Origin of the sequence: Kitasatospora sp. NPDC059146 (assembly GCF_042786665.1) — a bacterium.
Taxonomy (GTDB): Bacteria; Actinomycetota; Actinomycetes; order Streptomycetales; family Streptomycetaceae; genus Kitasatospora.
The window spans coordinates 1-23,714 of record NZ_JBHZCY010000033.1 but is presented as its reverse complement, the minus strand read 5'-3'; the positions used below and the strand labels follow the sequence as shown (position 1 = coordinate 23,714).

General features: G+C 74.4%; 18 protein-coding genes. 8 read left to right on the top strand and 10 right to left on the bottom strand.

What is annotated here, in order from left to right:
* Positions 1 to 65: 65 nt before the first annotated feature.
* Positions 66 to 1,229, bottom strand: coding sequence for an acyl-CoA dehydrogenase family protein (locus tag ACFXPX_RS16960; protein WP_380641982.1), 1,164 nt, complete (start codon positions 1,227 to 1,229; stop codon positions 66 to 68).
* 129 nt (positions 1,230 to 1,358) lie between these two features.
* Between ACFXPX_RS16960 and ACFXPX_RS16955 the strand changes: the two genes are divergently transcribed.
* Positions 1,359 to 2,009, top strand: coding sequence for a TetR/AcrR family transcriptional regulator (locus tag ACFXPX_RS16955; RefSeq protein ID WP_375884982.1), 651 nt, complete (start codon positions 1,359 to 1,361; stop codon positions 2,007 to 2,009).
* 219 nt (positions 2,010 to 2,228) lie between these two features.
* Here the strand turns inward: ACFXPX_RS16955 and ACFXPX_RS16950 are convergent, their stop codons facing one another.
* The 8 genes from ACFXPX_RS16950 to ACFXPX_RS16915 all read right to left on the bottom strand — a co-directional run bounded on the left by ACFXPX_RS16950 (position 2,229) and on the right by ACFXPX_RS16915 (position 11,832).
* Positions 2,229 to 3,332, bottom strand: coding sequence for a nitric oxide synthase oxygenase (locus tag ACFXPX_RS16950; RefSeq protein WP_380641948.1), 1,104 nt, complete (start codon positions 3,330 to 3,332; stop codon positions 2,229 to 2,231).
* A gap of 382 nt (positions 3,333 to 3,714) precedes the next feature.
* Positions 3,715 to 5,139: a sugar porter family MFS transporter gene (locus ACFXPX_RS16945; RefSeq protein ID WP_375884984.1), complete on the bottom strand. Its 1,425-nt coding sequence runs from the start codon at positions 5,137 to 5,139 to the stop codon at positions 3,715 to 3,717.
* A 168-nt stretch (positions 5,140 to 5,307) separates the two neighbouring features.
* Entirely contained in the window at positions 5,308 to 6,279 is a 972-nt protein-coding gene (egtD, locus tag ACFXPX_RS16940; protein ID WP_380641945.1) for an L-histidine N(alpha)-methyltransferase, read from the bottom strand.
* Between the two features lie 45 nt (positions 6,280 to 6,324).
* Positions 6,325 to 7,074 carry an ergothioneine biosynthesis protein EgtC gene (gene egtC, locus ACFXPX_RS16935; RefSeq protein WP_380641943.1) on the bottom strand — a complete coding sequence of 250 codons (750 nt, stop codon included), beginning with the start codon at positions 7,072 to 7,074 and terminating at the stop codon, positions 6,325 to 6,327.
* Positions 7,074 to 8,519, bottom strand: coding sequence for an ergothioneine biosynthesis protein EgtB (egtB, locus tag ACFXPX_RS16930; RefSeq protein WP_380641941.1), 1,446 nt, complete (start codon positions 8,517 to 8,519; stop codon positions 7,074 to 7,076). The genes egtC and egtB overlap by 1 nt, the downstream gene beginning before the upstream one ends.
* Entirely contained in the window at positions 8,516 to 9,820 is a 1,305-nt protein-coding gene (gene egtA, locus ACFXPX_RS16925; protein WP_375885307.1) for an ergothioneine biosynthesis glutamate--cysteine ligase EgtA, read from the bottom strand. Before egtA ends, egtB begins: the two co-directional genes overlap by 4 nt.
* Positions 9,821 to 10,073: 253 nt before the next feature.
* Positions 10,074 to 11,354, bottom strand: coding sequence for an aminotransferase class I/II-fold pyridoxal phosphate-dependent enzyme (locus tag ACFXPX_RS16920; RefSeq protein WP_380641939.1), 1,281 nt, complete (start codon positions 11,352 to 11,354; stop codon positions 10,074 to 10,076).
* Entirely contained in the window at positions 11,344 to 11,832 is a 489-nt protein-coding gene (locus tag ACFXPX_RS16915; protein ID WP_380594340.1) for an SRPBCC family protein, read from the bottom strand. Before ACFXPX_RS16915 ends, ACFXPX_RS16920 begins: the two co-directional genes overlap by 11 nt.
* Before the next feature lie 158 nt (positions 11,833 to 11,990).
* Between ACFXPX_RS16915 and ACFXPX_RS16910 the strand changes: the two genes are divergently transcribed.
* From ACFXPX_RS16910 to ACFXPX_RS16900, 3 genes are all read left to right on the top strand, one after another.
* On the top strand, positions 11,991 to 12,797 hold the full coding sequence (locus tag ACFXPX_RS16910; RefSeq protein ID WP_375885001.1) for an SAM-dependent methyltransferase: 807 nt from the start codon (positions 11,991 to 11,993) through the stop codon (positions 12,795 to 12,797).
* Between the two features lie 151 nt (positions 12,798 to 12,948).
* A complete protein-coding gene (locus ACFXPX_RS16905; RefSeq protein WP_380641936.1) occupies positions 12,949 to 15,069 on the top strand; it encodes a putative bifunctional diguanylate cyclase/phosphodiesterase in 2,121 nt (706 codons plus the stop codon).
* A gap of 216 nt (positions 15,070 to 15,285) precedes the next feature.
* A complete protein-coding gene (locus ACFXPX_RS16900) occupies positions 15,286 to 18,702 on the top strand; it encodes a hypothetical protein (RefSeq protein ID WP_380641980.1) in 3,417 nt (1,138 codons plus the stop codon).
* 117 nt (positions 18,703 to 18,819) lie between these two features.
* Here ACFXPX_RS16900 and ribA read toward each other — a convergent pair whose 3' ends face one another.
* Positions 18,820 to 19,449 carry a GTP cyclohydrolase II gene (ribA, locus tag ACFXPX_RS16895; protein WP_380522589.1) on the bottom strand — a complete coding sequence of 210 codons (630 nt, stop codon included), beginning with the start codon at positions 19,447 to 19,449 and terminating at the stop codon, positions 18,820 to 18,822.
* 300 nt (positions 19,450 to 19,749) lie between these two features.
* Here ribA and gdhA point away from each other — a divergent pair, with 300 nt between their 5' ends.
* From gdhA to ACFXPX_RS16875, 4 genes are all read left to right on the top strand, one after another.
* A complete protein-coding gene (gdhA, locus tag ACFXPX_RS16890; RefSeq protein ID WP_380641934.1) occupies positions 19,750 to 21,165 on the top strand; it encodes an NADP-specific glutamate dehydrogenase in 1,416 nt (471 codons plus the stop codon).
* Between the two features lie 109 nt (positions 21,166 to 21,274).
* Positions 21,275 to 22,150 (top strand): GyrI-like domain-containing protein, encoded by an 876-nt coding sequence (locus ACFXPX_RS16885; RefSeq protein WP_380522591.1) that lies wholly within the window; start codon positions 21,275 to 21,277, stop codon positions 22,148 to 22,150.
* A 232-nt stretch (positions 22,151 to 22,382) separates the two neighbouring features.
* Positions 22,383 to 23,291 carry an NADP-dependent oxidoreductase gene (locus tag ACFXPX_RS16880; RefSeq protein WP_380641932.1) on the top strand — a complete coding sequence of 303 codons (909 nt, stop codon included), beginning with the start codon at positions 22,383 to 22,385 and terminating at the stop codon, positions 23,289 to 23,291.
* Between the two features lie 95 nt (positions 23,292 to 23,386).
* On the top strand, positions 23,387 to 23,714 hold a 328-nt coding region (locus ACFXPX_RS16875; RefSeq protein WP_380641929.1), incomplete at its 3' end, for a VOC family protein.

Here is a 23,714-nt window from a genome sequence, read left to right as displayed (position 1 = left end):
TGTCGAGGGGTGGCGGGTCGCGGAGTGGCGGGTCGGAGAGTGGTGGGGCGGAACGCGGTGGCCGGTCAGAAGGCGTTGACGCCGGTCAGGGCGCGTCCGATGAGCAGTTGGTGGATCTGGCTGGTGCCCTCGTAGAGGGTCATCACCCGCGCGTCGCGCAGGTACTTGCCGACCGGGTACTCGTCGATGAAGCCGTAGCCGCCGAACACCTGGAGCGCGTTGTTGGCGGCCCGGACGGCGGCCTCGCTCGCGAAGAGCTTGGCGACGGAGGACTCGGTGGCGAACGGGAGGCCGCGGTCGATGTGGTCGGCGACCTTCCAGGTGAGCAGCCGGGCCGCCTCGACGTCGACCGCGATGCCGGCCAGCAGTTCCTGGACGAGCTGGTGCGCGGCGATCGGCTTGCCGAACTGCTCGCGCTCGCCCGCGTAGCGGACGGCGGCCTCCAGGCAGGCCCGGGCGATGCCGACGCAGCCGGCCGCGACCGACATCCGGCCCTTGGCCAGGGCCGCCATCGCGACCGTGAAGCCCTTGCCGACCTCGCCGAGCCGGGCGCTGTCGGGCACCCGGACGCCGTCCAGGTCGAGTCCGGCCGTGGCCTGGCCGCGCAGGCCGAGCTTGCCGTGGATCTCGGTGCGGCCGAAGCCGGGCAGGCCGGTGGGGACGAGGAAGGCGGTGATGCCCCGGTGGCCCTGCTGCTCGGGGTGGTCGCCGCCGGTGCGGGCGAAGACCAGGGCGACGTCGGCCCAGGTGCCGTTGGTGATGAAGGTCTTGGCGCCGCTGATCAGCCAGTGGTCGCCGTCGCGCACGGCCCGGGTGGTGAGGTGGGCGGCGTCCGATCCGGTGCCGGGTTCGGTGAGGGCGAAGCAGGCCAGGGCCTCGCCCGAGGTGAGCCGGGGCAGCCAGTGCCGCTTCTGCTCCTCGGTGCCGAAGGCGTTGATCGACTTGCCGACCAGGCCGAGCGAGACCGAGACGATCCCGCGCACGGCCGAGTCACCGCGCCCGAGCTCCTCCAGGACCAGGCAGTAGGCGAGGTGGTCGCCGCCGCTGCCGCCGTACTCCTCGGGGATGGTCAGGCCGAGGAAGCCGACCTTCCCGAGCTTGCCGATGATCGCGCGGTCCACCTGTTCGGCGCGGTCCCACTCGGCGGCGTACGGCACGATCTCGCGGTCGGCGAACGAGGCGGCCAGCTCGCGGACGGCGGCCTGCTCCTCGGACAACTCCAGGTTCACGACGGTGCCCACCTCGTTAAACTAGCGCTGCAAGTTTTACGTGTGGACTGTAGACCCCACCCGCCCGCGCTGGGAAGGGGCACCTGCCAGAATCGGTCCCCACCCCACCCGACCGGAGGTAGCGACCCGATGGCTCGCCCGCGCACCCCGCTGCTCAGCCGTGAGCGCATCGTCACGGCCGCCCTGCGGCTGATCGACGACGAGGGTCTGGAGGCGCTCTCCACCCGCCGCCTCGCGGCCGGGCTGTCGGTCAGCGGGCCCTCGCTCTACAACCACTTCGCCACCAAGGACGACCTGCTGGACGCGGTGGTGGACAGCGTGATCGGCGAGGTCGACCTGTCGATGTTCGACGACCGGGCCACCCCCTGGCCGGAGGCGCTGCGCGCCTGGGCCCGCTCCTACCGCGCCGCGCTGGCCGCCCACCCCAACATCGTCCCGGTGCTCGCCCAGGGGCCGGGGCGGCGGCCCAACGCGCTGCGGCTGGCCGACGCCGTGTTCGGCCACCTGGTCGGATCCGGGTGGCCGCGCGGCCAGGCCACCCGGATCGGCGCGCTGATGCGCTACTTCGTCACCGGCTCCGCGCTGGCCTCCTTCGCGGCCGGCTTCCCGGCGGACGCCGAGGTGTACGACGCGGCCGACTACCCGCACCTCGGCGAGGCCCACCGGCTCGCGGGGCACCGGGGGTCGGTCGACGAGGGCGCCTTCGAGACCGGCCTGGAGGCGCTGCTGGACGGGCTCGTGCTGCGCTTCGAGCGCCTGGCCGTACGGGCGCCCTCCTAGGGCCTGTCCGGCGGATCTTGCCAGGCGCGCGACGCCGGGCATCCCGCCTGGACGCACGCCCGAATCGCCCAAGTACGTCCAGTACGAGGCCGACTCGGGCGCACGCCCAGCCGGGCGCCCAACGCCGCGCGCTGATCTGCCAAGATCCGCCGGACAGGCCCTAGTCGCGGGCGACCGGCCGGGCCGGGGTGTCCGGCGCCGTCGGGGCGGCCGCCCTGGTCACCAGGGCTCGCGGGCCAGGAAGGCCGGCCGCTGCTCCGGGTCCACCGGGTCGTAGTACCGGTGGTAGACCGGGGTCAGCCCGCCGGAGACCGGGGGCACGATCCAGCTCCAGTCCGCCGGGGTCGGGCGGCCGAGGCGCTGCTCCTGGGCGACGTGCTTGAGGAAGCGCGCCGACTCCGTGTGGTGGTCCGCGATCGTCACCCCGGCCTCCTGGAAGGAGTGCAGCACCGCGAGGTTGAGCTCGACCAGGGCGCGGTCGCGCCAGAGCGTGCGCTCGCTGGAGGTGTCCAGGCCCAGCCCTTCGGCGACGGTGCCGAGCATGTCGTAGCGGTCGGCGTCGGCCAGGTTGCGGGCGCCGATCTCGGTGCCCATGTACCAGCCGTTGAACGGCGCGGTGGGGTAGCGGACGCCGCCGATCTCCAGCGTCATGTCGCTGATCGCGGGCACCGCGTACCAGCGCAGCCCGAGGTCGGCGAACCAGGCGTGCTCGGGGTGGCTGAGCGGCACCTCCAGGGTGGTGTCGTCCGGCAGGCCGTACCAGCGCGGGCGCGCCTCGGGGCTTTCCTGGAGCAGCAGCGGCAGCACCTCGAAGCGGTCCTCGGCGCACTTCCAGCCGAGTTCGCGGGCCCGCGCGGCGAGTTCGGCGCCCGCCGGGTCGCCGACCACGGCGCCGACCACATCGCCGTCGACCCGGTGCCCGGCGTAGCGGACCAGCTGCTGGTTGAGGATCCGCGGGGCCGGGCGGTCCGGGCGGTCGGGGGCGAACACCGAGACCACCGGGCGGATCCGGCCGCCGTTGCCCGCCAGCCGGAGGTGCTCGAAGCACTCGGCGGCGATGTCGTCGGGGTCGGACAGGTGGCGCAGGTCGCGGACCACCAGGCTGCGCCAGTACAGCCGGCCGATGCAGCGGGCGGCGTTGCGCCAGGCGAGCTTGGCGCCGTAGGCGAGTTCGGCGGGGGTGTGGTGGTAGCTGCCGGTGCGGTCGATCTCCTCCCGGACGGCGCGCAGCCTCGGCCCCGGGCCGCCGGCGGTGGGCTGCTCGCGGTGGAACTGCCGGACGAACTCGGCGGCCTGCCCGGGGTCGGTGAACGGCGCTGGCACGGGCGGCAGTTGCGGCGCCGGTGCCGGCTCCGAAGTCCGCTCCGAAGTCTGTTGCGGGGTCAGCCGTGGGTCCGGGGCCGGGTCCGGCCGCAGCCCCGGTCCGGGGGTCGGCGGTACGGGTGGTGCGAAGTCCGGCGCGGGGTGCGCGTGGGCGTACGGACAGCCGCCGCTCGGGGCGGTGGCGGTTCTGCGGGTGCGGAGCCGGTTGAAGATCAAGGACACATCCCTCCTGGCGAACAGGAGTACCGGAGGTGTCCGGCCCACCGCAGGGAGTGAACGATTCGGCCCCCGCACCCGCGCTCAGCGCGCTAGGGTGCGGGGGCCGAAGGTCGGATCGTACGACCGGAAGGCGTCGGGTTGTGAGGGCTGTGGGGGGCTTCGGTCAGCCCATGTCCTCCAGGCGGACGCCCTTGGTCTCCTTCATGTACTTCGCCACGAAGACGAGCGACAGCGCCGCGAAGGCCGCGTACACCAGGTAGGTCGCCGAGAGGTTCCAGCGCGCGAGCGACGGGAACGACACGGTGATCACCCAGTTGGCGATCCACTGCGCGGAGGCGGCGACGGAGAGCGCGGCGGCGCGGATCCGGTTCGGGAACATCTCGCCGAGCATCACCCAGACGACCACGCCCCAGGACATCGCGAAGAACAGCACGAAGGCGTTGGCGGAGATCAGCGCGACGGTGCCCTGGAGGTCGGGCAGCGTGACGTTGTCGCCGGAGCCGGTCGCGGAGGAGAACGCCCAGCCGGCGGCGGCGAGGGTGACGGCCATGCCGGCCGAGCCGATCAGGGCGAGCGGCTTGCGGCCGATCCGGTCGACCAGCAGGATCGCGATCACGGTGCCGAGGATGTTGATGACCGAGCCGATGAAGCTGATCAGCAGCGAGTTGCTCTGGTCGATGCCGACCGACTGCCACAGGATCGACGAGTAGTAGAAGATCACGTTGATGCCGACCAGCTGCTGGAACACCGACAGGCCGATGCCGACCCAGATGATCGGGAGCAGGCCGAAGCGGCCGCCGAGCAGGTCGCGGAAGCGCGGGCGGTGGTCGGAGGCGATCAGCGACTGGATCTCGGCGATCCGGGCGTCGGTGTCGATGCCCTCGCCCTCGACCTCGACCAGCACCTTGCGGGCGTCGTCCAGGCGCTCGGCCTGGATCAGGTAGCGGGGGGACTCCGGGATCACCGAGGAGAGCACGAAGTAGACCGCGGCCGGCACGACGCAGATGCCGAGCATCCACTGCCAGGCCTCCAGGCCGAGCAGTCGGCCGCGGGTGTCACCGCCGGCGGCGTCCGCCAGCACCCAGTTGACCAGCTGGGATATCGCGATCCCGAGCACGATGGCGGCCTGCTGGAAGGAGGCCAGCCGGCCGCGGTACTTGGTCGGCGCGACCTCGGCGATGTAGGTCGGGGCGATCACCGAGGCGATGCCGATGGCCGCGCCGCCGAGGACGCGCCACAGCGCGAGGTCCCAGGGGGAGAACGGCAGCATCGAACCGACGGCGCTGACCGCGAACAGCAGCGCGCCCGCCTTCATGACCTTGATCCGGCCGTAGCGGTCGGCGAACCGGCCGGCCAGCGCGGCGCCGACCGCGGAGCCCAGCAGCGCCGAGGAGACGATCAGGCCGGTCTCGCCGCTGCCGACTCCGAACTTCCCCTGGATCCCGGAGACGGCGCCGTTGATCACGGAGCTGTCGTAGCCGAAGAGGAAGCCGCCGAGGGCCGCTGCGGCGGTGATGAAGACGACGAAGCCGAGGCGGCCGGGCGCGGTGGCCTCGGCCGCCCCGGAGGGCTTCTGGGTGACGCTCACGATCTTGACTCCTGGTACTCAACGCTGAGCTCGGTAGCCGAGATCGTAACCCCTATTCGTTCAAGCCTTGTAGGCGGGGAGGCTCAAGTTTTGCTCTGAGAATTCGTAAGGTGAACAAGCAAATTGGGGCCTCCGGGGTAACCCGCTGGTGGCTCGCTCCTCGCTCGCTCAGGCCGGGGCGGAGAGCGAGAGCCCGAACCGGCCCTCCGGGTCCGTCCACCAGTGGGTCAGCCGCAGCCCGGCCGCGGCCAGCTCCCCGGCCACCCGCTCCCGGCGGAACTTGGCCGACACCTCGGTGCGCAGCTCCTCGCCCCGGTCGAAGTGCACCGGCAGGTCCAGGGCCGGGATCTTCACGGTCTGCGTGCGCAGCGAGCGCAGCCGCATCTCGATCCACTCCTGCTCCGGGTCCCAGAGCGCGACGTGCTCGAAGGCCTCCAGGTCGAAGTCGGCGCCCAGCTCGCGGTTGAGCACGTTGAGCACGTTGCGGTTGAACTCGGCGGTCACCCCGGCGCCGTCGTCGTAGGCGGCGACCAGGACGGCCGGGTCCTTGACCAGGTCGGTGCCGAGCAGCAGGAAGTCGCCCGGGTCGAGGGCGGCGCGCAGGCCGCGCAGGAAGCCGGCCCGCTCCTGCGGCAGCAGGTTGCCGAGGGTGCCGCCGAGGAAGGCGACCAGCCGGGGGCCGCCCTCCGGGGGCAGGCCGAGGCGGGCGGTGAAGTCGGCCAGGACGCCGTGCACGGCCAGCCCGGGGTACTCGGCGGCGAGCGCGGTGCCGGCCGCGACCAGGGCGCTCTCGCTGACGTCCACCGGGACGTAGGTCTCCAGGTCGCCGGTCGAGCGCAGCGCGTCCAGCAGCAGCCGGGTCTTCTCGGAGGAGCCGGAGCCCAGCTCGGCCAGGGTGCGGGCGCGGGTGGCGGCGGCGATCTCGCCGGCCCGGGCGGTGAGGATGGCCCGCTCGGCGCGGGTCGGGTAGTACTCGGGCAGCCGGGTGATCTCCTCGAACAGCTCGCTGCCCCGGGCGTCGTAGAACCACTTCGGCGGCAGCCACTTGGGGTCGGCGGTCAGTCCGTGTCGCACGTCGTGGTGCAGCGCGGTGCTGAAGTGGTCGGCGGGCAGCAGTCGGGTGAGATCGAATGTGTCCATGACAGGGTGGTTCCTCTGTTCAGAAGATGAAGGGAGAGTGGAGGGTCAGTAGTGGCTGGGGAGCCGCCGGACGGTGACGCCCGCGGCGTCGGCCAGGAGCAGGGAGCCCTCCGGGACGGGCGTCCAGTCCGGGGCGTCGTCGTACGGCTCGGAGGCCACCACCGTGCCGAGGCCGGGCAGGCTCCGGTGGTGCAGGGTGTCGCCCCAGGTGGTCGCGGCGAGCGCGGTGCCGTCGGTGAGCAGCAGGTTGAGCCGTCCGGTGGTGTGCACGGTGACGTCGGCCACCGTGCCCGCGAGCGCCTCGCCGAGGCTCTCGCCCCGGCGCAGCCGGTGCAGGGTGAGGGCCCACAGCAGGGCCGAGTCGCTCCGGGCCTCCAGCTCCAGCAGCTCGGCGGGCGGCAGCAGGGCGGCGAGCGCGTCCAGCTTCCCGGGCCAGCCGGCCACCGCCCCGTTGTGGCTGAACAGCCAGCGCCCGGCGGCGAACGGCGCGGCCGCGGCCTCGCCCGCCGCGCAGCCGTCGGTGGCGGAGCGGACGGCCGCCAGCAGCGCCCGGGTGCGGACCACCCGGGCGAGGTCGGCGAAGCCGGCGTCCGCCCAGATCGGCCCGGACCGGCGGTAGCGGGCGGGCACCTCGTCGCCGTCCGCGTACCAGCCGAGGCCGAAGCCGTCCACGTTGACCGTCCCGTACTGCTGGGTGCGCGGCGCCCAGGACTGCCGGTGCAGCGCGTACGGCGGCCGCACCAGCAGCTCCTGGGGTGCCACCGGCTCGCCCAGGTAGGCGATGTGACGGCACATCAGGCGCCCTCCCGCCCGTGCTCCGCGCCGCGGGCGCCGCGCTCCGGGGTGCGGGCGTCGTGCTCCGCGCTGCGGGCGGTGCGGAAGCCGGAGAAGATCTGCCGCCGGACGGGGTAGTCCCAGTTGCGGAAGGTGCCCCGGCAGGCGACCGGTGCCACCGCGAAGCAGCCGCCGCGCAGCACCTTGTGCTCGGGTCCGAAGAAGACCTCCGAGTACTCCTTGTACGGCCAGGCCCGGAACCCCGGGTAGGAGTGGAAGTCGCTGGCCGTCCACTCCCACACATCGCCCATCAACTGCCGTACCCCGTAAGGTGATTCGCCCGCCGGATAGCTTCCGGCGGCGGCCGGTCGCAGATGCCGCTGGCCGAGGTTGGCGTGCTCGGGGCCGGGTGGGCCGTCGCCCCAGGGGTAGCGCCGCGACCGGTCGGTGGCCGGGTCGTGCCGGGCGGCCTTCTCCCACTCGGCCTCGGTCGGCAGCCGCCGCCCGGCCCAGCGGGCGTACGCGTCCGCCTCGTACCAACTGACGTGCAGCACCGGCTCGTTCGGCGGCACGGGTTCGACGGCGCCGAACCGGCGGCGGAGCCACTGGCCGTCCTGCCGCTGCCAGAACAGCGGGGCGGTCAGGTCGGCCCGCAGCCGGTGCTGCCAGCCCTCCGCGGTCCACCAGTGCGGGTCGTGGTAGCCGCCGTCGGCGATGAAGCGCTGGTAGGCGGCGTTGGTGACCGGGGTGGTGTCCAGGAAGTAGGCCGGCAGGTCGACGCGGTGCGCCGGGCGCTCGTTGTCCAGGGCCCACGGCTCGGTGTCCGTGCCCATGGTGAACGGGCCCGCGGGGATCAGGACCTCGGCGGGCAGGGTGGCGGCGTCGGCGGGCGCGGGCGGCGGTGGGGGAGCGGCCAGGGCGGGTTCGCCCCGGCGGAGCTGGTGGGTGATCAGCATCGTCTCGTCGTGCTGCTGCTCGTGCTGGGCGATCATCCCGAAGGCGAACCCGGCGTCCAGCAGCGGTGCGCCCTCCAGGGGGCTGGCGGCCAGCAGGTCCAGCACCCGGCCGCGTACCTCGTGGGCGTACGCGCGGGCCTCGGCCGGCGGCAGCAGCGGCAGGCTGGGGCGCTCGGCCCGGGGGTGCTCGAACGCGTCGTACAGCGGGTCGATCTCGGGGTGCATCGGGTCCCGGCCGCCGACGTTGCGCAGCAGCCACAGCTCCTCCTGGTTGCCGATGTGCGCGAGGTCCCAGACCAGCGGCGACATCAGCGGGGAGTGCTGGGCGGTGAGGTCGGTGTCCTCGACGCAGTCGGTCAGCGCGGCGGTCCGGGCGCGGGCGGCCAGCAGTTCGGCGGCGATGCTCTCGCGCAGGGCCTCGGTCCCGCGGGTGGGATCGATGCCGGGGGTGGGATCGCTCCCGGGGGTGGGATCGGTGCCCGGGGTGGCGGGCGGTCGGACGTCGGTCATGATGCCTCCTCCGGGGGAGTGCGTCGGGTGCCGGAGCGCAGGGCGTCCAGCTGGTCGTCGGCCGGGCAGCGGCCGCGCGCGGGGTAGCGCTCGGCGAACTCGGCGACGGTGGCGCGCAGCCGCCCGGCGCCGGGCAGGCGGCCCAGCGCGGCGTCGGCGGCGGCGAAGCAGGTGAGGGCGGCGCGGCGCAGCTCGGGGTCGGCGACGCCCAGGGTGGCGGCGCGGCGCCAGACCCCGCTGCGCGGCGGGCGCGCACCGGCGGCGCCCTCCCGCCGGTCGGCGGCGTCGAGCGGTTCCAGCGCGGCGAGTGCGGTGTCGGCGGCCACCGGGTCGTCCAGCAGCGCGGTGACCAGGGCGGTGGGCACCACCCAGCCGTCACCGGGCTGGGCGTCGATCATCCGCAGCTCCAGGTGGCCGCGCGGGCGCACCGGGGGGAACAGGGTGGTGCAGTGGTACTCCAAGTCGGCCAGTGTGGGCGGGCGTTCGCCCGCGCCGCGGGTCCAGTCGCGGAAGGTCAGGCCGGGCGGGGCGGTCCAGGGCCGCCCCTCCGGCCTTCGCACGCACAGGACTTCGGCGTCCAGCACGTACTGCGCCCAGGCCTCGCGGGGGTCGCCGTGGTCCGGCTCGGGGGCCAGGGTGCGGGTCGGGTCCATCCGGGACCAGACGGTCTGCCGGGTGGACCGGTGGCCGGTCGGCTTCCCGTCCAGGAGCGGGGAGTTGGCGAAGGCGGCGACCAGCACCGGGCCGAGCCGGTGGACCAGCTGCCAGCGCCGCTCGACCGCGTGCGGGCCGGCCGCGTCACCGGCGTCCAGGCACACCTGGACGGACGCGGTGCCGGTCATCATGACCCGGCCCCAGGGCCCGGCCGAGTCGAAGAAGCGCTCCATCGCGAGGTAGCGGGGGTGGTCCAGCACCATCCGTCGGGGGCGGGCGAGCGGGTCCGTCCCGGTGCCGGTGAGGCGCAGGCCCTGCGCCGCGAAGGCGGCCCGCAGGGCGGTCAGATCGCGTCGGGTGTCGTCGACGCAGGCCAGCAGGCCGGTGGCGGGCGGGGAGCTGAGCTCGACCTGTCCGCCGGGTTCGAGCGTGAGGCGCGAACCGGAGGGGAGCGAGGTGCCGTCGGCGCCGCCCAGGGGCAGCGATTCCAGCGCGGCGTGGAGCAGTTCGGGAGGAACCGGCCGGCCGGGACATCGGTCGTCATGGACGAACCACTCGACCTCCACCCCCACCAGGCGGGGCGGTCCGATCTTGAAGCAGACGCCCGACACGTGGCTGCGCGCCCCCGATTCGGTCAACGGGGTCACCCCCGTCGGGGGCGGTGCTGCGCTCTGCCGGTCGGGCGGAGTGGTGCGGGACGTCGGTATCACCGGACTCACCATCCTCGGGATCACGATTGCGGCCCGGTCTACTTTGCCCAGTCTGCTACGGAGCATGCGGGGGCGCTTCGCAAATATCGCGTGAATGTTCGTTTTCGCAGGTCAGGGCCATGGCGATCGGGTGAATGCGGGGTTCTCGGGGGCTCCGGGGAGGGCTGCCCGGCCGGGGCACGTGCCCCGGTCACAGGCGGTCCAGGCGCTGCAGGACGGTGTCCAGCACCGGGCCCGGCAGGGCGTAGTTGAGGCGCAGCGAACCCGCGCCGCCCGGGCCGAACTCGGCGCCGTCGGAGGCCTCCAGGCCGCAGCGCTCCAGCAGCGCGGCGCGGGCGCCGGTGGGCGGCAGGCCGAGGGCGGCGGCGTCCAGCCAGAGCAGGTACGAGGCCCGCGGGACGGAGCGGACGGCGGGGCCGAGCCGCTCGGTGAGCCGGGCGCGGGCGGTGGCGAGGTGTGCCAGCAGCGCGTCCAGCCACGGGCCGCCCTCGCCGAGCGCGGCCCGCTGCACGGTCTGCTCCAGCAGGCCGCCCTCCCAGAGGCCGTAGCCGGCCAGGGTGTCGGTCAGCCGGGCGCGCAGTGCCGGGTCCGGTACGAGGGCCCAACTGCTGGGAATGCCCGAGCAGTTGAAGGTCTTGCCGACCGAGTTCAGGGTGACGACGGCGTGCCGGTGCGCCGGGTCGGCGGTGGTCACGGCGACGGGGTGGGCCCGGCCGGGGTGGGTGAGGTCGCCGTGGACCTCGTCCGAGACCAGCAGGGCGCCCGCCTCCGCGGCCCACCCGGCCAGCCCGCTCAGGTACCCGGTGTGCCACACCGTGCCGGAGGGGTTGTGGGGGTTGCTCAGCAGGACGGCGGACGCGGGGCGGGGCAGTGGGCCGCCCGGGGAGCGGTAGCCGGTGGGGGAGGGGCGCAGCGGCAGCTCGCGGTACGGGAGGCCGGCCGCGCGGCAGAGCTGGGCGAAGCCGCCCCACTCGGGGGTGGGGAAGAGGACGGGGGCCTGCTGGTCCGCGGTCCCCGTCCGGACGGTCTCCAGGAGCAGGCGCAGCGCGGTGCGCGGGCCGCAGGGGAGCAGCAGGACCCAGTCCGGGTCGACCTCGACGCCGTGCCGGGCGCGGTACCAGTCGGCGACCAGGGTCCGCCCGGCCGGATCGCAGACGGTGTACCCGTAGGCGGGGTGGCGGGCGCGCCGGGCCAGGGCCTCGGCGACGGCGGGCGGACCGGGGAGGTCCATGTCCGCCAGGCCCATCGGGATCACGCCGGGGGCGGCGGCCCGGGCCCACTTGCTGCTGCCGGTGCCGGTGCGGTCGAAGGGGGCGTCGAAGCCGAACGCGGAGCCGGGGTCGGGGCCGGGGTCGCGTTCGGAGTCGGGGTCGCTGCCGGGGCCGGGGTCGCTGCCGGAGTCCGGCGAACAACTGACAGCTGACAGATGTCGAAAGTTGAAATCTGTTCGCTGAAATCTGTCATCTGTCATCTGTTCGCCGTCCTCGTCCGCCGTCGTCACCCGCCAGGTACGCCGCCAGTCCGCGGCCTCCCCGGCACATCATCACCGCGTGGTTGGCCCGGAACAGCGGGTGCAGCGGCAGGGCGAGGCGTCGCAGCAGGGGCTTGGCGGGGCGGGCGTCCTCCTCGAAGAGCACCCGGCACCGCGTACCGCCCGGCCCGTCCGCCGTCACGGTGAACCGCGACCAGCCGACCAGGTCGCCCCGCATCGCCGCCTCCAGCACGCCGGACGCCGGGTCGCGCCGCCGGGCCTCCAGCCCGATCACCAGCCGGTACGGCAGCAGCGCCCGGAGCACCACCTCGCCGGACCCCGCACCGGTCTCCCGGGCCGCGCGGACCTCCGGCCACCACAGCGGATAGCTCCGTACGTCCGCCAGCGCCGCGTACACCGCCGGGGCCGGTGCCGCGAGGCGCCACTCGCCCCGGAAGCGGTAGTGGTTGGGATCCACGGCTCCACCCTAGGGAGAGCGCCGTCCGCGAGGAAGGGTGCAGTCCGCTTGCACCCGTTCGGGGTGCAAGGGAGGATCTTGTGTGCTTGTAGTCTCATCAGTCACGGCAGCACCTCCCGGCGCTGCGCCCCCGGATCCGGAGTGAAGGAGTCACAGGCATGCGGCGACCGAGCTGGGTACCGGAAGGTATGGACCTGGACAAACCGAACGCCGCGCGGGTCTACGACTACTACCTCGGGGGCTCCCACAACTTCGAGGTCGACCGGGAGATGGCCCGCCGGGCGATGGCCCTGTGGCCCGAACTGCCCCAGATCATGCGCTCCAACCGGGCCTTCCTGCGCCGCGCCGTGGCCTTCCTCGCCGAGCAGGGCATCAGCCGCTTCCTGGACATCGGCTCCGGCATCCCGACCTTCGGCGCCGTGCACGAGATCGCCCGGGCGATCCGCCCGGGGGCCGAGGTGGTCTACGTCGACCGCGACCCGGTCGCCGTCGCCCACAGCCGCCTGCTGCTGGAGGAGGACCCGCACAGCGCCGTCGTCCAGGCCGACCTGCGCGACATCGAGGACCTGCTGGACCGCCCCGAGGTGTCCGCCCTGCTGGCCGGCGACGAGCCGGTGGCCGTCCTGCTGGTGGCCGTCGCCCACTTCGTCAGCGACGACGAGGACCCCTGGAAGCTGATCGCCGCGGTCCGCGACCGCCTCCCCGCCGGAAGCGCGCTGGTCCTCTCGCACGCCTCCCTGGAGGCCCGCCCGGACCAGGCCGAGGACCACCAGAAGCTCTACCGGATGACCCCGACCCCGCTGACCATGCGCACCCGCGACCAGGTCACCGCGATGTTCGACGGCTTCGAGCTGGTCGAACCGGGCGTGGTGCACCTGCCGCAGTGGCGCCCCGACCAGCCGGGCACGGTCGGCGAGCACCCCGAGCGGATCGCCGGGGTGGCGGGCGTGGGGTTCCGCCCTTGAGCGGTCGCGCCGGGAGAGCAGCCGACGCCCGCACGCCCCGTGCGGCGGCCGCCGGACGCCCGGCCCTGCCCAGCGCCGCCGTGAGCCCCGCCGCTGTGACCCCCGACGCCCCGGCCTCCGCCGCGACGGGCAGCGCCGTCGGGACGCTCCGGTGAGCGGCGCGACCCCGCCGGGCGGCGACGCGGAGCGGTTCCACGAGGACTGGTCCCGGCTGCTCTCCGCCGACCACGGCATCGCCGTCCACCCCGGCCTGCTCGGCCGGCTGGTCGCGCGCACCGCCGCGCTGCTGCACCGGGCCCAGCAGAACGACCCCTTCGAGCCCCGGCTGGCCTCCCGGGCCGGTGCCGAACTGGTCGACGGGCACTTCACCGACCCGGTGCTGCTCGCCCGCGCCGTCGAACTGCTTCAGGCCCAGCCGCTCCACGACGGCCGCGGCCCCGCCCTCACCGGCGCCTTCGCGGCCGGCTGGGCGAACGCCCTGCGCGAGCGCACGCTGCGCGAGCAGGAGGCCATCCGCACCGCCGCCGACGCCGCCCGCAAGGAGGCCGAACGCGCGCTGCGCGCCTCCGAGGCCCGCTTCCGCGCCCTGTTCGAGAGCGCCGCGATCGGCATCGCGATCGGTGACACCGACGGCACCATCCTCGCGGTCAACAAGGCCGTGCAGGAGCTGTTCGGCGCCGGGCCGGGGGACATGGTCGGGCGCCGGGTCGACGACCTCGTCCACCCCGAGGACACCCCGGGCGTCTGGGAGGCGTACGAGGAGCTGATCAGCGGCAAGCGGGAGTACTTCCAGTTCGACAAGCCGTACTACCGGCAGGACGGCGAGGTGGTCTGGACCCACCTGACGGTCTCGCTGATCCGTGACGACGACGGGGCCCCGCAGTACCAGGTCGCGATGCTGGAGGACGTCACCGACCGCTACCGCCTCCAGGAGCGGCTGCGCCACCAGGCCACCCACGACCCGCTCACCGGCCTGCCCAACCGCGCCGCCTTCTTCGAGCGGTTGGAGAAGGTCTTCGACGAGCCGGAGCCGGGCGCCCGCTTCGGCCTCTGCTACGTCGACCTCGACGGCTTCAAGGTGGTCAACGACAGCCTCGGCCACGACATGGGCGACCAGCTGCTGTCCGCCGTCGCCGCCCGCCTCAAGGCCGCCCTCACCCCGCTCGGCCACCTGGTCGCCCGGCTCGGCGGCGACGAGTTCGTGGTGCTGCTGGAGAACTGCCGCGGCGAGCAGGAGGCGGTGGCCGCCGCCAAGACCGTGCTCAAGGCCCTGGCCGGGCCGGTGCTCATCGGTGACCACAAGCTCGCCGTCGGCGCCAGCGTCGGCGTGCTGGAGCGGAGGGTCTCCACCACCACCCCCGGCGCCGCCGTCCGGGCCGCCGACCTGACGCTGTACCGCGCCAAGGAGGCCGGCCGCGGCCGCTGGACGCTGTTCGACCCCAAGGAGAACGCCCGCGCGGTCAGCCGCTACGCGGTCTCGGTGCGGATGCCGGCCGCCCTCGACCGCGGCGAGTTCTTCATCGACTACCAGCCGCTCTACCGTCTCGCCGACGGCCGGATGGCCGCCGTGGAGGCGCTGGTGCGCTGGCGCCACCCGCAGCTCGGGGTGCTCGGCCCGGACGAGTTCGTCACCACCGCCGAGGAGACCGGGCTGATCATGCCGCTCGGCCGCTGGGTGCTGGAGCAGGCCTGCGGCCAGGCCGCGGACTGGATCAAGCACTACGGCGACGCCGCGCCGCAGCTGAACGTCAACCTGGCGGTGCGGCAGGCGCGCAGCGCCGCGCTGGTCACCGACCTCGGCCGGATCCTGGACGGCACCGGACTCGACCCGGCCCGGCTGCAGCTGGAGATCACCGAGTCGACGGTGGTCGGCCCCGAGGACGAGGCGCTGCGCACCCTGCACGGGCTGGTCGACCTCGGGGTGTCGCTGGCGGTGGACGACTTCGGCACCGGCTGGTCCAACCTCTCCTACCTGCGCGACCTGCCGGTCTCCGGGCTCAAGATCGCCGGGTCCTTCGTCGGCGACCTGCACGACCCGGCGAAGGACGGCGCCACCGGGTGGCGCATCGTCAGCGGCCTGGTGTCGATGGCGCACACGCTCGGCCTGAACGTCACCGCCGAGGGCGTGGAGACCCGCAAGGACGCCGAGCGGCTGCGCGGGATGGGCTGCGACTGGGCGCAGGGCTGGCACTTCGGCCGCCCGGTGCGGCCCGAGGAGATCGCCCGCCGGATCGTCGAGGAGCCGGAGGGGCGCCCGGTCGAGGAGGGGTGAACCCGCCCGGGGAGGGGCGGGCCCGGCAGCTCCCGGCTCGGCTCCCACCTCCGCGCGCACGGGTTCCGGAACCGTCTCGGAACCGATCCGGAAAGCGCCCTGCGGCCCTGCCCGGTATGCGGGATGATGGCGCGTCAAAATCACCACCCGGCACCGGTGCGCCCGTGGTCAACGCCTCCGCACCGGCCCCGGGGATCGGGGGAGGGGTACGCCGTGATGGGCGCAACGGAGGGCTCCGGTCCGGATGGTCCGGGTGGTCCGGGCGGTCCGGGCGAGGGGGACGGGCGCCGGGGGCGGCCGGAGGAGTCGCCGCGGACCAGGGTCGACTGGGGCTCCCGGGAGCGGGGCACCCGGTTCCGGGGGTCGTGGGACCCGCGGCGCGGGCGGGGCGGAGCCCGGGACCGGGCCGCGGAGGAGGTCCGCCACGATCCCGAGGCCGCCACCCGGCGGACGCCCGGGCCCCGCCACGACCCGGAGGCCGCCACCGAGGTGCGCCGACCGCGCTCCGCAGCCGGCGGCCCGTCCTGGCAGGACAACATCGGCCCGGGGCCCGCGCCGGGCGGCGGACCCGCACCCGCACCCGCGGCCGGGCCCGCGCCCACGGGCAGCCCCTTCGAGGACGACTTCCCCGAGGCCCTGCTGGACCGCTTCACCCCGCTGGGCAGGGCGGGTGCCGGCGCGGAGGGCACCGTCTGGTACGTCCGACGCACCGACGGCGGCGCCGACGCCGCGGTCAAGGTGGCCGTCGGCGGCCAGCGGATGGACCACGACCTGCTCGCCCACCTGCGCAACGACGGCTTCCGCCGGCACGTCCCGCACCTGATCGACTACGGGCGGGTCCGCCACCACGGCGTGCCGGTCGACTGGGTGGCGATGGAGTACCTGCCCGTCACCCTCTCCGCGCACGTCGCCGCGCTGCGCCGCGGCGGTGCCCACGCCGACCCGCGGACCACCGAGCAGATCGTCTACGAGCTGGTCTCGCTGCTGGAGTTCTGGCAGCGGCGGATCCAGCGCAACCCGCTGGACTTCAAGCCGGTCAACATCCTGGTGCGCCCCGGCCGCGGCCCCGGGGAGTTCGTGATCGCCGACTTCGGCGGCGTCGACCGGCTCACCGACAGCCGCCGGTTCACCTCCACGATGATGGTCACCGTCGCCTACATGGCCCCCGAGCAGCTGGCCGGCAAGAACCACGAGGCCGGGCCCTGGTGGGGGCTCGGCAACGTGCTGTACGAACTGTTCGTCGGCCGGCCCCGGTTCGTCGGGGCGGACGGCGAGCGGGCGGCCGACCACGACCTGGAGCTGGAACTCGTCATGGGCGAGGAGGTGGACCTCTCCGCCGTCTCCGACCGGCGTCAACTGCTCCTACTCCAGGGCCTGTTCACCAAGAAGCCGGAGGACCGCTGGACTGCTGCGGAGGTCCGCAGCTGGTTGGCCGGCGGCAGCCCGGCGGTGATCCGGCGCCGCCCGCAGGCCCTGCGGCCGATCACCTTCCTGGGCGACCCGTTCACCGACCCGGTCCGGCTCACCGAGGTGCTGCTGCGCAACTCCGGTGCGGCGGCGCGCTGGCTCGCGGCGGTCGGGGCGGAGCGGCTGCGCGACTGGCTGCGCGACGAGGTCAAGGACTCCGTGTTCGACCTCCACTACCTCACCGACGTGGTCCGCGCCCCCGGCTCCCGGCGCGAGGCGGTGGCCGGCGTCGCGGTGCTCGCCCTCGGCGCCGCCTTCGCACCGGGAGCCGTCCCGCACTACCGTGACCGGCCGGTCGACCCGGCCGGGCTGGAACGCGTCGCCACCGAGCCGGACGGCGCCGCGTTCATCGACGAACTGGTCCGCGGCGGTGCCCCGGCCGTCGCCGCGCGCTACCACTGCTTCCACCCCGAGTGCTCCGGCGAGCACTGCTCCCGGCTGCTCGCCCTCGCCGCGCTCCCGGACGTGCTCGCCGAGGTGGAGCGCACGGCCCGGACGGTCGGCGGCGGCCGGCGCGGTGACGGCGGCCTCAGCCCCGAGGAGCGGGAGGAGGCGCACCGGCTGGCGGTCTGGCTGAGCATCCGTCCGGAGGAGCGGTACCGGCTGCTCGGCCGGCTGTCCCCGCTGCCCGCCGCGCTGCACCGGTTGCCGCTGCCGGTACGGGTGTCGGAGCTGGCCGCGCTGGTCGCGTCGGCGGTGGTGGACGGGGCGCTGACGGTCGGCGCCGGGGCCCGTACGGCGGCGCGCTCGGCGGCCCGGCGGCCGGCGCCCGACCCGGCGGCGGCCACCCCGCGGGACGTGGTGCGGCGGCGCTGGTCGGCGCTGCGGCGGCGGGCGGTGGGAGCCGACCCGGACCAGGTCGCGGGGCGGGCGGCGCTGGTGGCCGCGGAGGCGGTGCGGCGGCGCGGTCGGGGCCGGGCGGAGCGGCCCGAACCGGAACCGGGGGCGCTGCGGGAGGGCGGTGCGCGGCCCGGGCGGGCGGCCCGGCTCTGGGCGGAGCGGCTGTGGGGGGAGCGGCGCCGGCGGCCGCCGGTGGACCGGGCGGCCCGGCTGCGGCTCTGGTGGCCGTACGCCCGCACCATGCTGCCGCGCCGGGTGGCGGCGGTGGCCCTGCTGGTGGTGGGCCTCGGGCTGCTGCTGTGGGCGGGAGCGGTGCTGCGCTACCCGGTCGAGGCCGGTCACGGGCTCGACCTCTCGCCGGACCTGTTCGGCGGGCCGCTGCACCTCGCGGGGCAGCAGGCGGCCGAGCAGGTGGCCGGGAAGCTGGGGGCGGCCTTCGTGGCGGCCGCCGTGCTCGCCTTCTTCCCGGCCCCGGTCGGCCTCGGTACGGCGCTGCTGGCCGGGGTGGGCGCGCTCGCGATCGGCTACCTGCGGCTCGGACCGCCGATGACGGCGGTGGAGGCGCCGCGGCCGGTGGCCGAGCGGGTGGTCATGTTCGAGGGCGGGATGGGGAGTTGGGCCGGGATCGCGGCGGTGGTGGCGGTCGTGGTGGCCGTGGTGCTGATCGAACGGGGGGCCAACCGGCTGCTGAGGCCCGCCCAGCGGGCCCGGCGGCAGGTGCGGGAGGCCTGGCGGGACCTCGACCGGCGGGCCGCGCGGGCCGCCCGGGTGGCGGGTACCGGGACGGGTTCCGGTACGGGCGCGAGGGCGGGGACGGGTACGGGAGCGGGCGCGAGGGCGGGGACGGAGGCCGCCGGGGCGTGGCGGCCGGGCCGGGCCGGCACCTGGGACCGGCTGCGGTTCGCGCTCACCGGTACCGGGGTGCTGGTCCTGCTGCTGTGGGCGGCGGTCGAGGTGCGGCTCGCGGCCACCGGCCCGCACCGCACGCCGGAGTCCTGGGGCACGGGGCAGACCGGTGCGGCCTACCAGGCGGGGTTCGTCGTCCTGCTGGCCGCGGTGTCGTTGCTGAGCACCCTGGGCACGCTGGTCACCGCCCGGGTGCTGCTGGTCGGTTGGATCCTCGGCACCCTGCTCCTGGGCGCGTGGCCCGGGGCGCTGGGGCCGGTGGAGGCGCTGCGGATCCCGGTGTTCGAGGGGCTGTTCGGCGCGGTCGCGGGCTGGTGGGGGCACGGCGCCTTCTGGGCCGCGCTACTGGTGGCGCTGCCGCTGGCGGCGTACGGGGTGCTGCGGGCGGCGCGGGCCCGGGGGCGGGGCGGCGTCGGCTGACGGCCCCGTCCGGCCCGGGGGCGCGCCGTCCGGTTTGCCCCGCCCGGTTCGCAGCGTCCCGACCGCGCCGTCCGGGCTGTCCGGGCCGTGCCGACCCGCCCGCGCCGATCGCGGTGGTCAGCCGACCAGTCGGGAGAGCTCGATCGAGTGCCCGGTCCGCTCCACCTTCGCGGTCAGGTAGCGGACGTTGCTCGCGGACAGGTGGACGCCGGTCGGCACCCGACGGCGGACGGTGATCCCGAGCCCGGCCAACTGGGCGGCCTTGTCCGGGTTGTTGCTCAGCAGGTCGACGTCGTCGACGCCGAGCGCGGTGAGCATCTGGGCGGCCGCGGTGTAGTCCCGGCCGTCCTCGGGCAGGCCCAGCGCGGTGTTGGCGTCGTAGGTGTCCAGGCCGGAGTCCTGGAGGGCGTAGGCGTCCAGCTTGTTGTAGAGGCCGATGCCCCGGCCCTCCTGGCGGAGGTAGAGCAGGTAGCCGCCGGCCTCGCTGATCCGCTCCACCGATTCGCGCAGCTGCGGGCCGCAGTCGCAGCGGTCCGAGCCGAAGACGTCGCCGGTCAGGCACTCGGAGTGCAGCCGCACCAGGGGGGTTCCGCCGGCCGGGACGGTGCCGAGGGCGAGCGCGAGGTGTTCGGCGCCGTCGGCGAGGCCGTGGAAGGTGGAGACCTCCGCATCGGCGCGGTAGCCGTCCGGGAAGGTCAGCGGGATGCGCACGTGCGAGCGCACCGTGGCGGAGCCGGGCTGAGGCATGGTGGGGCCTCCGTCGATCGGGGGTGGACCGGGGTGAACCGCTCCGGATCCGGACGGATCAGGGCGGGTCGGATGTCGACCGTACTCGGTCGTTCCAATTTGAACAACTGCTTACTGCCGGTGACCGCGGCGACTACGGAGGCGAACAACACCCCGCCCGCCCCCGCTGTTCCCGTACGGCGGTCCAGCATGTGGAAGGGACGGGACCCGAGGCATGGACACTGCGACACTTCGTCCCGTTTCCTGGGCACGGGAACGCCTCGCGCACGACCACCGACGACCACGGAAGGTCCTGATCAGATGCCCACGAGCCGCGCCACCACTCCCTCCGCCGCCTCCGCCGCTCCCGCCGCCGACCGGCCCCGCCTCGACGCCGAGCAGCGCGCGATCGAATCGCTCTACGCGGACGTGGTCCGCCGCAACAAGGGCGAGACCGAGTTCCACCAGGCCGTCCACGAGGTGCTGGAGACCCTCGCCCCGGTGCTCGCCCACCGCCCCGAGCTCCTCGACGCCCGGATCATCGAGCGGATCTGCGAACCCGAGCGCCAGCTGATGTTCCGGGTGCCGTGGACGGACGACTCCGGCGACATCCACGTCAACCGCGGCTTCCGGGTCGAGTTCAGCAGCGCCCTCGGCCCGTACAAGGGCGGCCTGCGGTTCCACCCCTCGGTGAACCTCGGGATCGTCAAGTTCCTCGGCTTCGAGCAGATCTTCAAGAACGCGCTCACCGGGCTGGCGATCGGCGGCGGCAAGGGCGGCTCCGACTTCGACCCCAAGGGCCGTTCGGACGCCGAGATCATGCGGTTCTGCCAGTCCTTCATGACCGAGCTGCACCGGCACCTCGGCGAGCACACCGACGTGCCGGCCGGTGACATCGGCGTCGGCGGCCGGGAGATCGGCTACCTGTTCGGCCAGTACAAGCGGATCACCAACCGCTACGAGGCCGGCGTGCTGACCGGCAAGGGCCTCGGCTGGGGCGGCGCGCAGGTCCGCACCGAGGCCACCGGCTACGGCTGCGTCCTGTTCACCGCCGAGATGCTGGCCAGCCGCGGCGACGGCCTGGACGGGCGCCGGGTGCTCGTCTCCGGCTCCGGCAACGTGGCCGTGTACGCGATCGAGAAGGCCCAGCAGCTCGGCGCGACGGTGCTGACCTGCTCCGACTCCTCCGGCTACGTGGTGGACGAGAAGGGCATCGACCTCGACCTGCTCAAGGAGGTCAAGGAGGTCCGGCGCGGACGGATCTCCGAGTACGCCGAACTGCGCGGCAGCCACGTGCGGTTCGTCGAGGGCCCGGGCGTGTGGAGCGTGCCCGCCGACGTGGCGCTGCCCTGCGCCACCCAGAACGAGCTGACCGAGGCCGACGCGCTCGCCCTGGTCCGCAACGGGGTGCTGGCCGTCGCCGAGGGCGCCAACATGCCCACCACCCCCGAGGCGGTGCGGGTCTTCCAGGAGGCCGGGGTGGCCTTCGGGCCGGGCAAGGCGGCCAACGCGGGCGGCGTCGCGACCAGCGCGCTGGAGATGCAGCAGAACGCCTCCCGCGACTCCTGGACCTTCGAGCACACCGAGCAGCGGCTCGCCGGGATCATGAAGCACATCCACGACTCCTGCCACACCACCGCCGAGCGCTACGGGCACCCGGGCGACTACGTGGTGGGCGCGAACATCGCGGGCTTCGAACTGGTCGCGGACGCGATGCTGGCCCAGGGCCTGGTCTGAGGCCGGTCACCCGGCGATCGGTGCCCGACCGGAGCGGGCACCGATCGTCGGGTACGGCAAGGTGGGTCCTTCCTACGGTGGTGATCGGCAAGGGAAGGACGGGGCGGCAGTGCTGGAGCACCTGAACCGGGCGATGGAGCACATCGAACGGCGCCTGGACCAGGAGATCGACGTGGCCGAACTGGCGCGGATCGCGATGACGTCGGAGTACCACTTCCGGCGGCTGTTCTCGATGCTCGCCGGGATGCCGCTGTCGGAATACGTACGGCGCCGGCGGCTGACCGTCGCCGGGGCGGAGGTCCTCGACGGCGGGCGGACGCTGCTCGACATCGCGGTCAGCTACGGCTACACCTCGGGGGAGGCGTTCGCCCGGGCGTTCCGGGCGATGCACGGGGTCGGGCCCGGAGAGGCCCGGCGCGAGGGTGCGGCGCTCATCTCCCAACCCCGGATGTCCTTCCGACTCATCGTGGAGGGAAGCAGCAGCATGGAGTACCGGATCGTCGAGAAGCCGGACTTCCGGATCGTCGGGAAGAAGGCCCGGGTCCCCTTGATCTACCTGGGGGTCAACCCGCACATCGCCGAGTTCATCCGGGGGTTGGGCGCGGAGACCGTCGAGCGGATCACCGCCCTGACGGCGAAGAACCCGCTCGGCATCGTGTCGGTGACGGACGACTTCTCGCCCAACCGGGAGGAGGGGTCCGAACTCGACTACTGGCACGCGGTGGTGGCGCGCGAGGACGCCGTCGTCCCGGACGACCTGGACGTCCTGCACGTCCCGGCCGGGACCTGGGCGGTGTTCACCAACCGCGGGCCGTTCCCGCAGGCCCTCCAGGAGATGTGGGGGGACACCTACAGCCAGTGGTTCCCCTCCAACCCGTACGAGACCCGCCCGGGTCCGGAGATCCTCCGGACCAGCTTCGTCCCGGGGACGGGCGACGCGGAGGCGGAGCTCTGGCTCCCGGTGACGCGGGCGGTGCGGGGCTGACGGCCGGCAGGTGGCGGCTGACGGGTAACGGCCGACAGCCGACAGCTAACAGATGACAGAAAACAGATGACAGCTGACGGATAACAGATGTTGAAATCTGTCATCCGTCAGCTGTCTTTTGTTCGTCCGCCCCCGTTCGGCCCACCAGCGCCCGCCCCCGCCCCGCCGCGCCCCCCATGCTGGGGCGGGGGAGCAGGTGCCGCAGGGCGCTACCCGAGGAGTGGGATCACCGATGGCCAAGGCGTTCGGCTTCATCGATTACGGCGGACCGGAGACGCAGGAGTTCCTCGACCGCCCGGTGCTCGACCCCGGCCCGGGGCAACTGGCGGTCACCGTTCGGGCCGCCGGAGTCAACCCCGTGGACTGGAAGATCCGCCGGGGCTTCCTCGGCCGCGAGCGCCAACTCCCCGCCGTGATGGGCCAGGAGGCCTCCGGAGTGGTGCAGCGGATCGGTCCCGGGGTCACCGGCTTCACCCCCGGCGACGAGGTGTTCGGCCTCGTCGCCGCCGGCGCCTTCGCCGAACAGACCCTGCTGCGGGCCGAGTTGAGCGCCCTCAAGCCCGATGGCGTCGGCTTCGACCTGGCCGCCACGCTCGGCGTCTCGGTCGCCACCGCCGATGACGCGCTGCGCCAACTCGCCCTCGGCGCCGGGCGTACGCTGCTGATCCTCGGGATCGCCGGCGGCGTCGGCAGCGCCGCCGCCCAGATCGCCCGCAGCCGGGGCCTGGTCGTGCTCGGCACCGCGAGCGACGCCAACCGGTCGTACGTGGAGTCCCTCGGCGCGGCGCAGATCCGCTACGGCGACGGCGTCGCCGAGCGGATCGCCGAGGCCGCCCCCGACGGTGTCGACGGCATCCTCGACCTGGTCGGCGGCGACGCCCTACGGGCGGTGGCCGGAGTCCGGACCGACCGGACCGAGCTGGTCAGCACCGCCGACCCGGCCACCGCCGCCGAGCTCGGCGGCGCTTACGTCACCCGCTCGACCAGCTCCGAAACCCTGGCCGCCCTCGCCGCCCTGGTCGCCGCCGGCGACCTCGACCCCCAGGTCACCGGCCGCTACCCGTTCGGCCGCGCCGGCGAGGCGCTCGCCGAGGTCGAGTCCGGGCACACGCGCGGCAAGGTGGTGCTCGAAGTCTCCTGAGAGAGCAGAGCTTTGATGGCCAGTCAGGTCAAGGCGCCGCAACACAGCCCGAGCGTCCCCGAGAGCCGAGAACCGAGAGTCAAGGGCCGAGAGCCATGAAGCAGACCTCCGTCACCACCGATGCCCCCTGCTGGGTCGAGCTGGGCACCGACGACCCGGCCGCCGCCCGGGTCTTCTACGCCGAACTGTTCGGCTGGCGCCCCGAGAGCGGTGTCCGCCCCGAGGACGACGGCTACACCCAGATGTTCCTGGGCGAGGCCGCGGCCGCCGCCGTCACCCCGCGCTACGCCCCGCAGCAGCCGGTGGCCTGGACGGTCGCCATCGCGGTCGCCGACGCCGACGCCACCGCGGCGAGGGCCGAGGCGGCCGGCGGCAAGGTCCGCAAGGAGCCCACCGACGTGACGGACCTGGGCCGCTTCTCGG

Bases quoted from the DNA above. Each gene is read 5' to 3' on its own strand.
- ACFXPX_RS16955 (WP_375884982.1), top strand. From the start codon at position 1,359: ATGGCTCGCCCGCGCACCCCGCTGCTCAGCCGTGAGCGCATCGTCACG.
- egtD (WP_380641945.1), bottom strand. From the start codon at position 6,279: ATGGACACATTCGATCTCACCCGACTGCTGCCCGCCGACCACTTCAGC.
- egtC (WP_380641943.1), bottom strand. From the start codon at position 7,074: ATGTGCCGTCACATCGCCTACCTGGGCGAGCCGGTGGCACCCCAGGAG.
- egtB (WP_380641941.1), bottom strand. From the start codon at position 8,519: ATGACCGACGTCCGACCGCCCGCCACCCCGGGCACCGATCCCACCCCC.
- ACFXPX_RS16920 (WP_380641939.1), bottom strand. From the start codon at position 11,354: ATGACAGATGACAGATTTCAGCGAACAGATTTCAACTTTCGACATCTG.
- ACFXPX_RS16910 (WP_375885001.1), top strand. From the start codon at position 11,991: ATGCGGCGACCGAGCTGGGTACCGGAAGGTATGGACCTGGACAAACCG.
- ACFXPX_RS16900 (WP_380641980.1), top strand. From the start codon at position 15,286: ATGGGCGCAACGGAGGGCTCCGGTCCGGATGGTCCGGGTGGTCCGGGC.
- ribA (WP_380522589.1), bottom strand. From the start codon at position 19,449: ATGCCTCAGCCCGGCTCCGCCACGGTGCGCTCGCACGTGCGCATCCCG.
- gdhA (WP_380641934.1), top strand. From the start codon at position 19,750: ATGCCCACGAGCCGCGCCACCACTCCCTCCGCCGCCTCCGCCGCTCCC.
- ACFXPX_RS16880 (WP_380641932.1), top strand. From the start codon at position 22,383: ATGGCCAAGGCGTTCGGCTTCATCGATTACGGCGGACCGGAGACGCAG.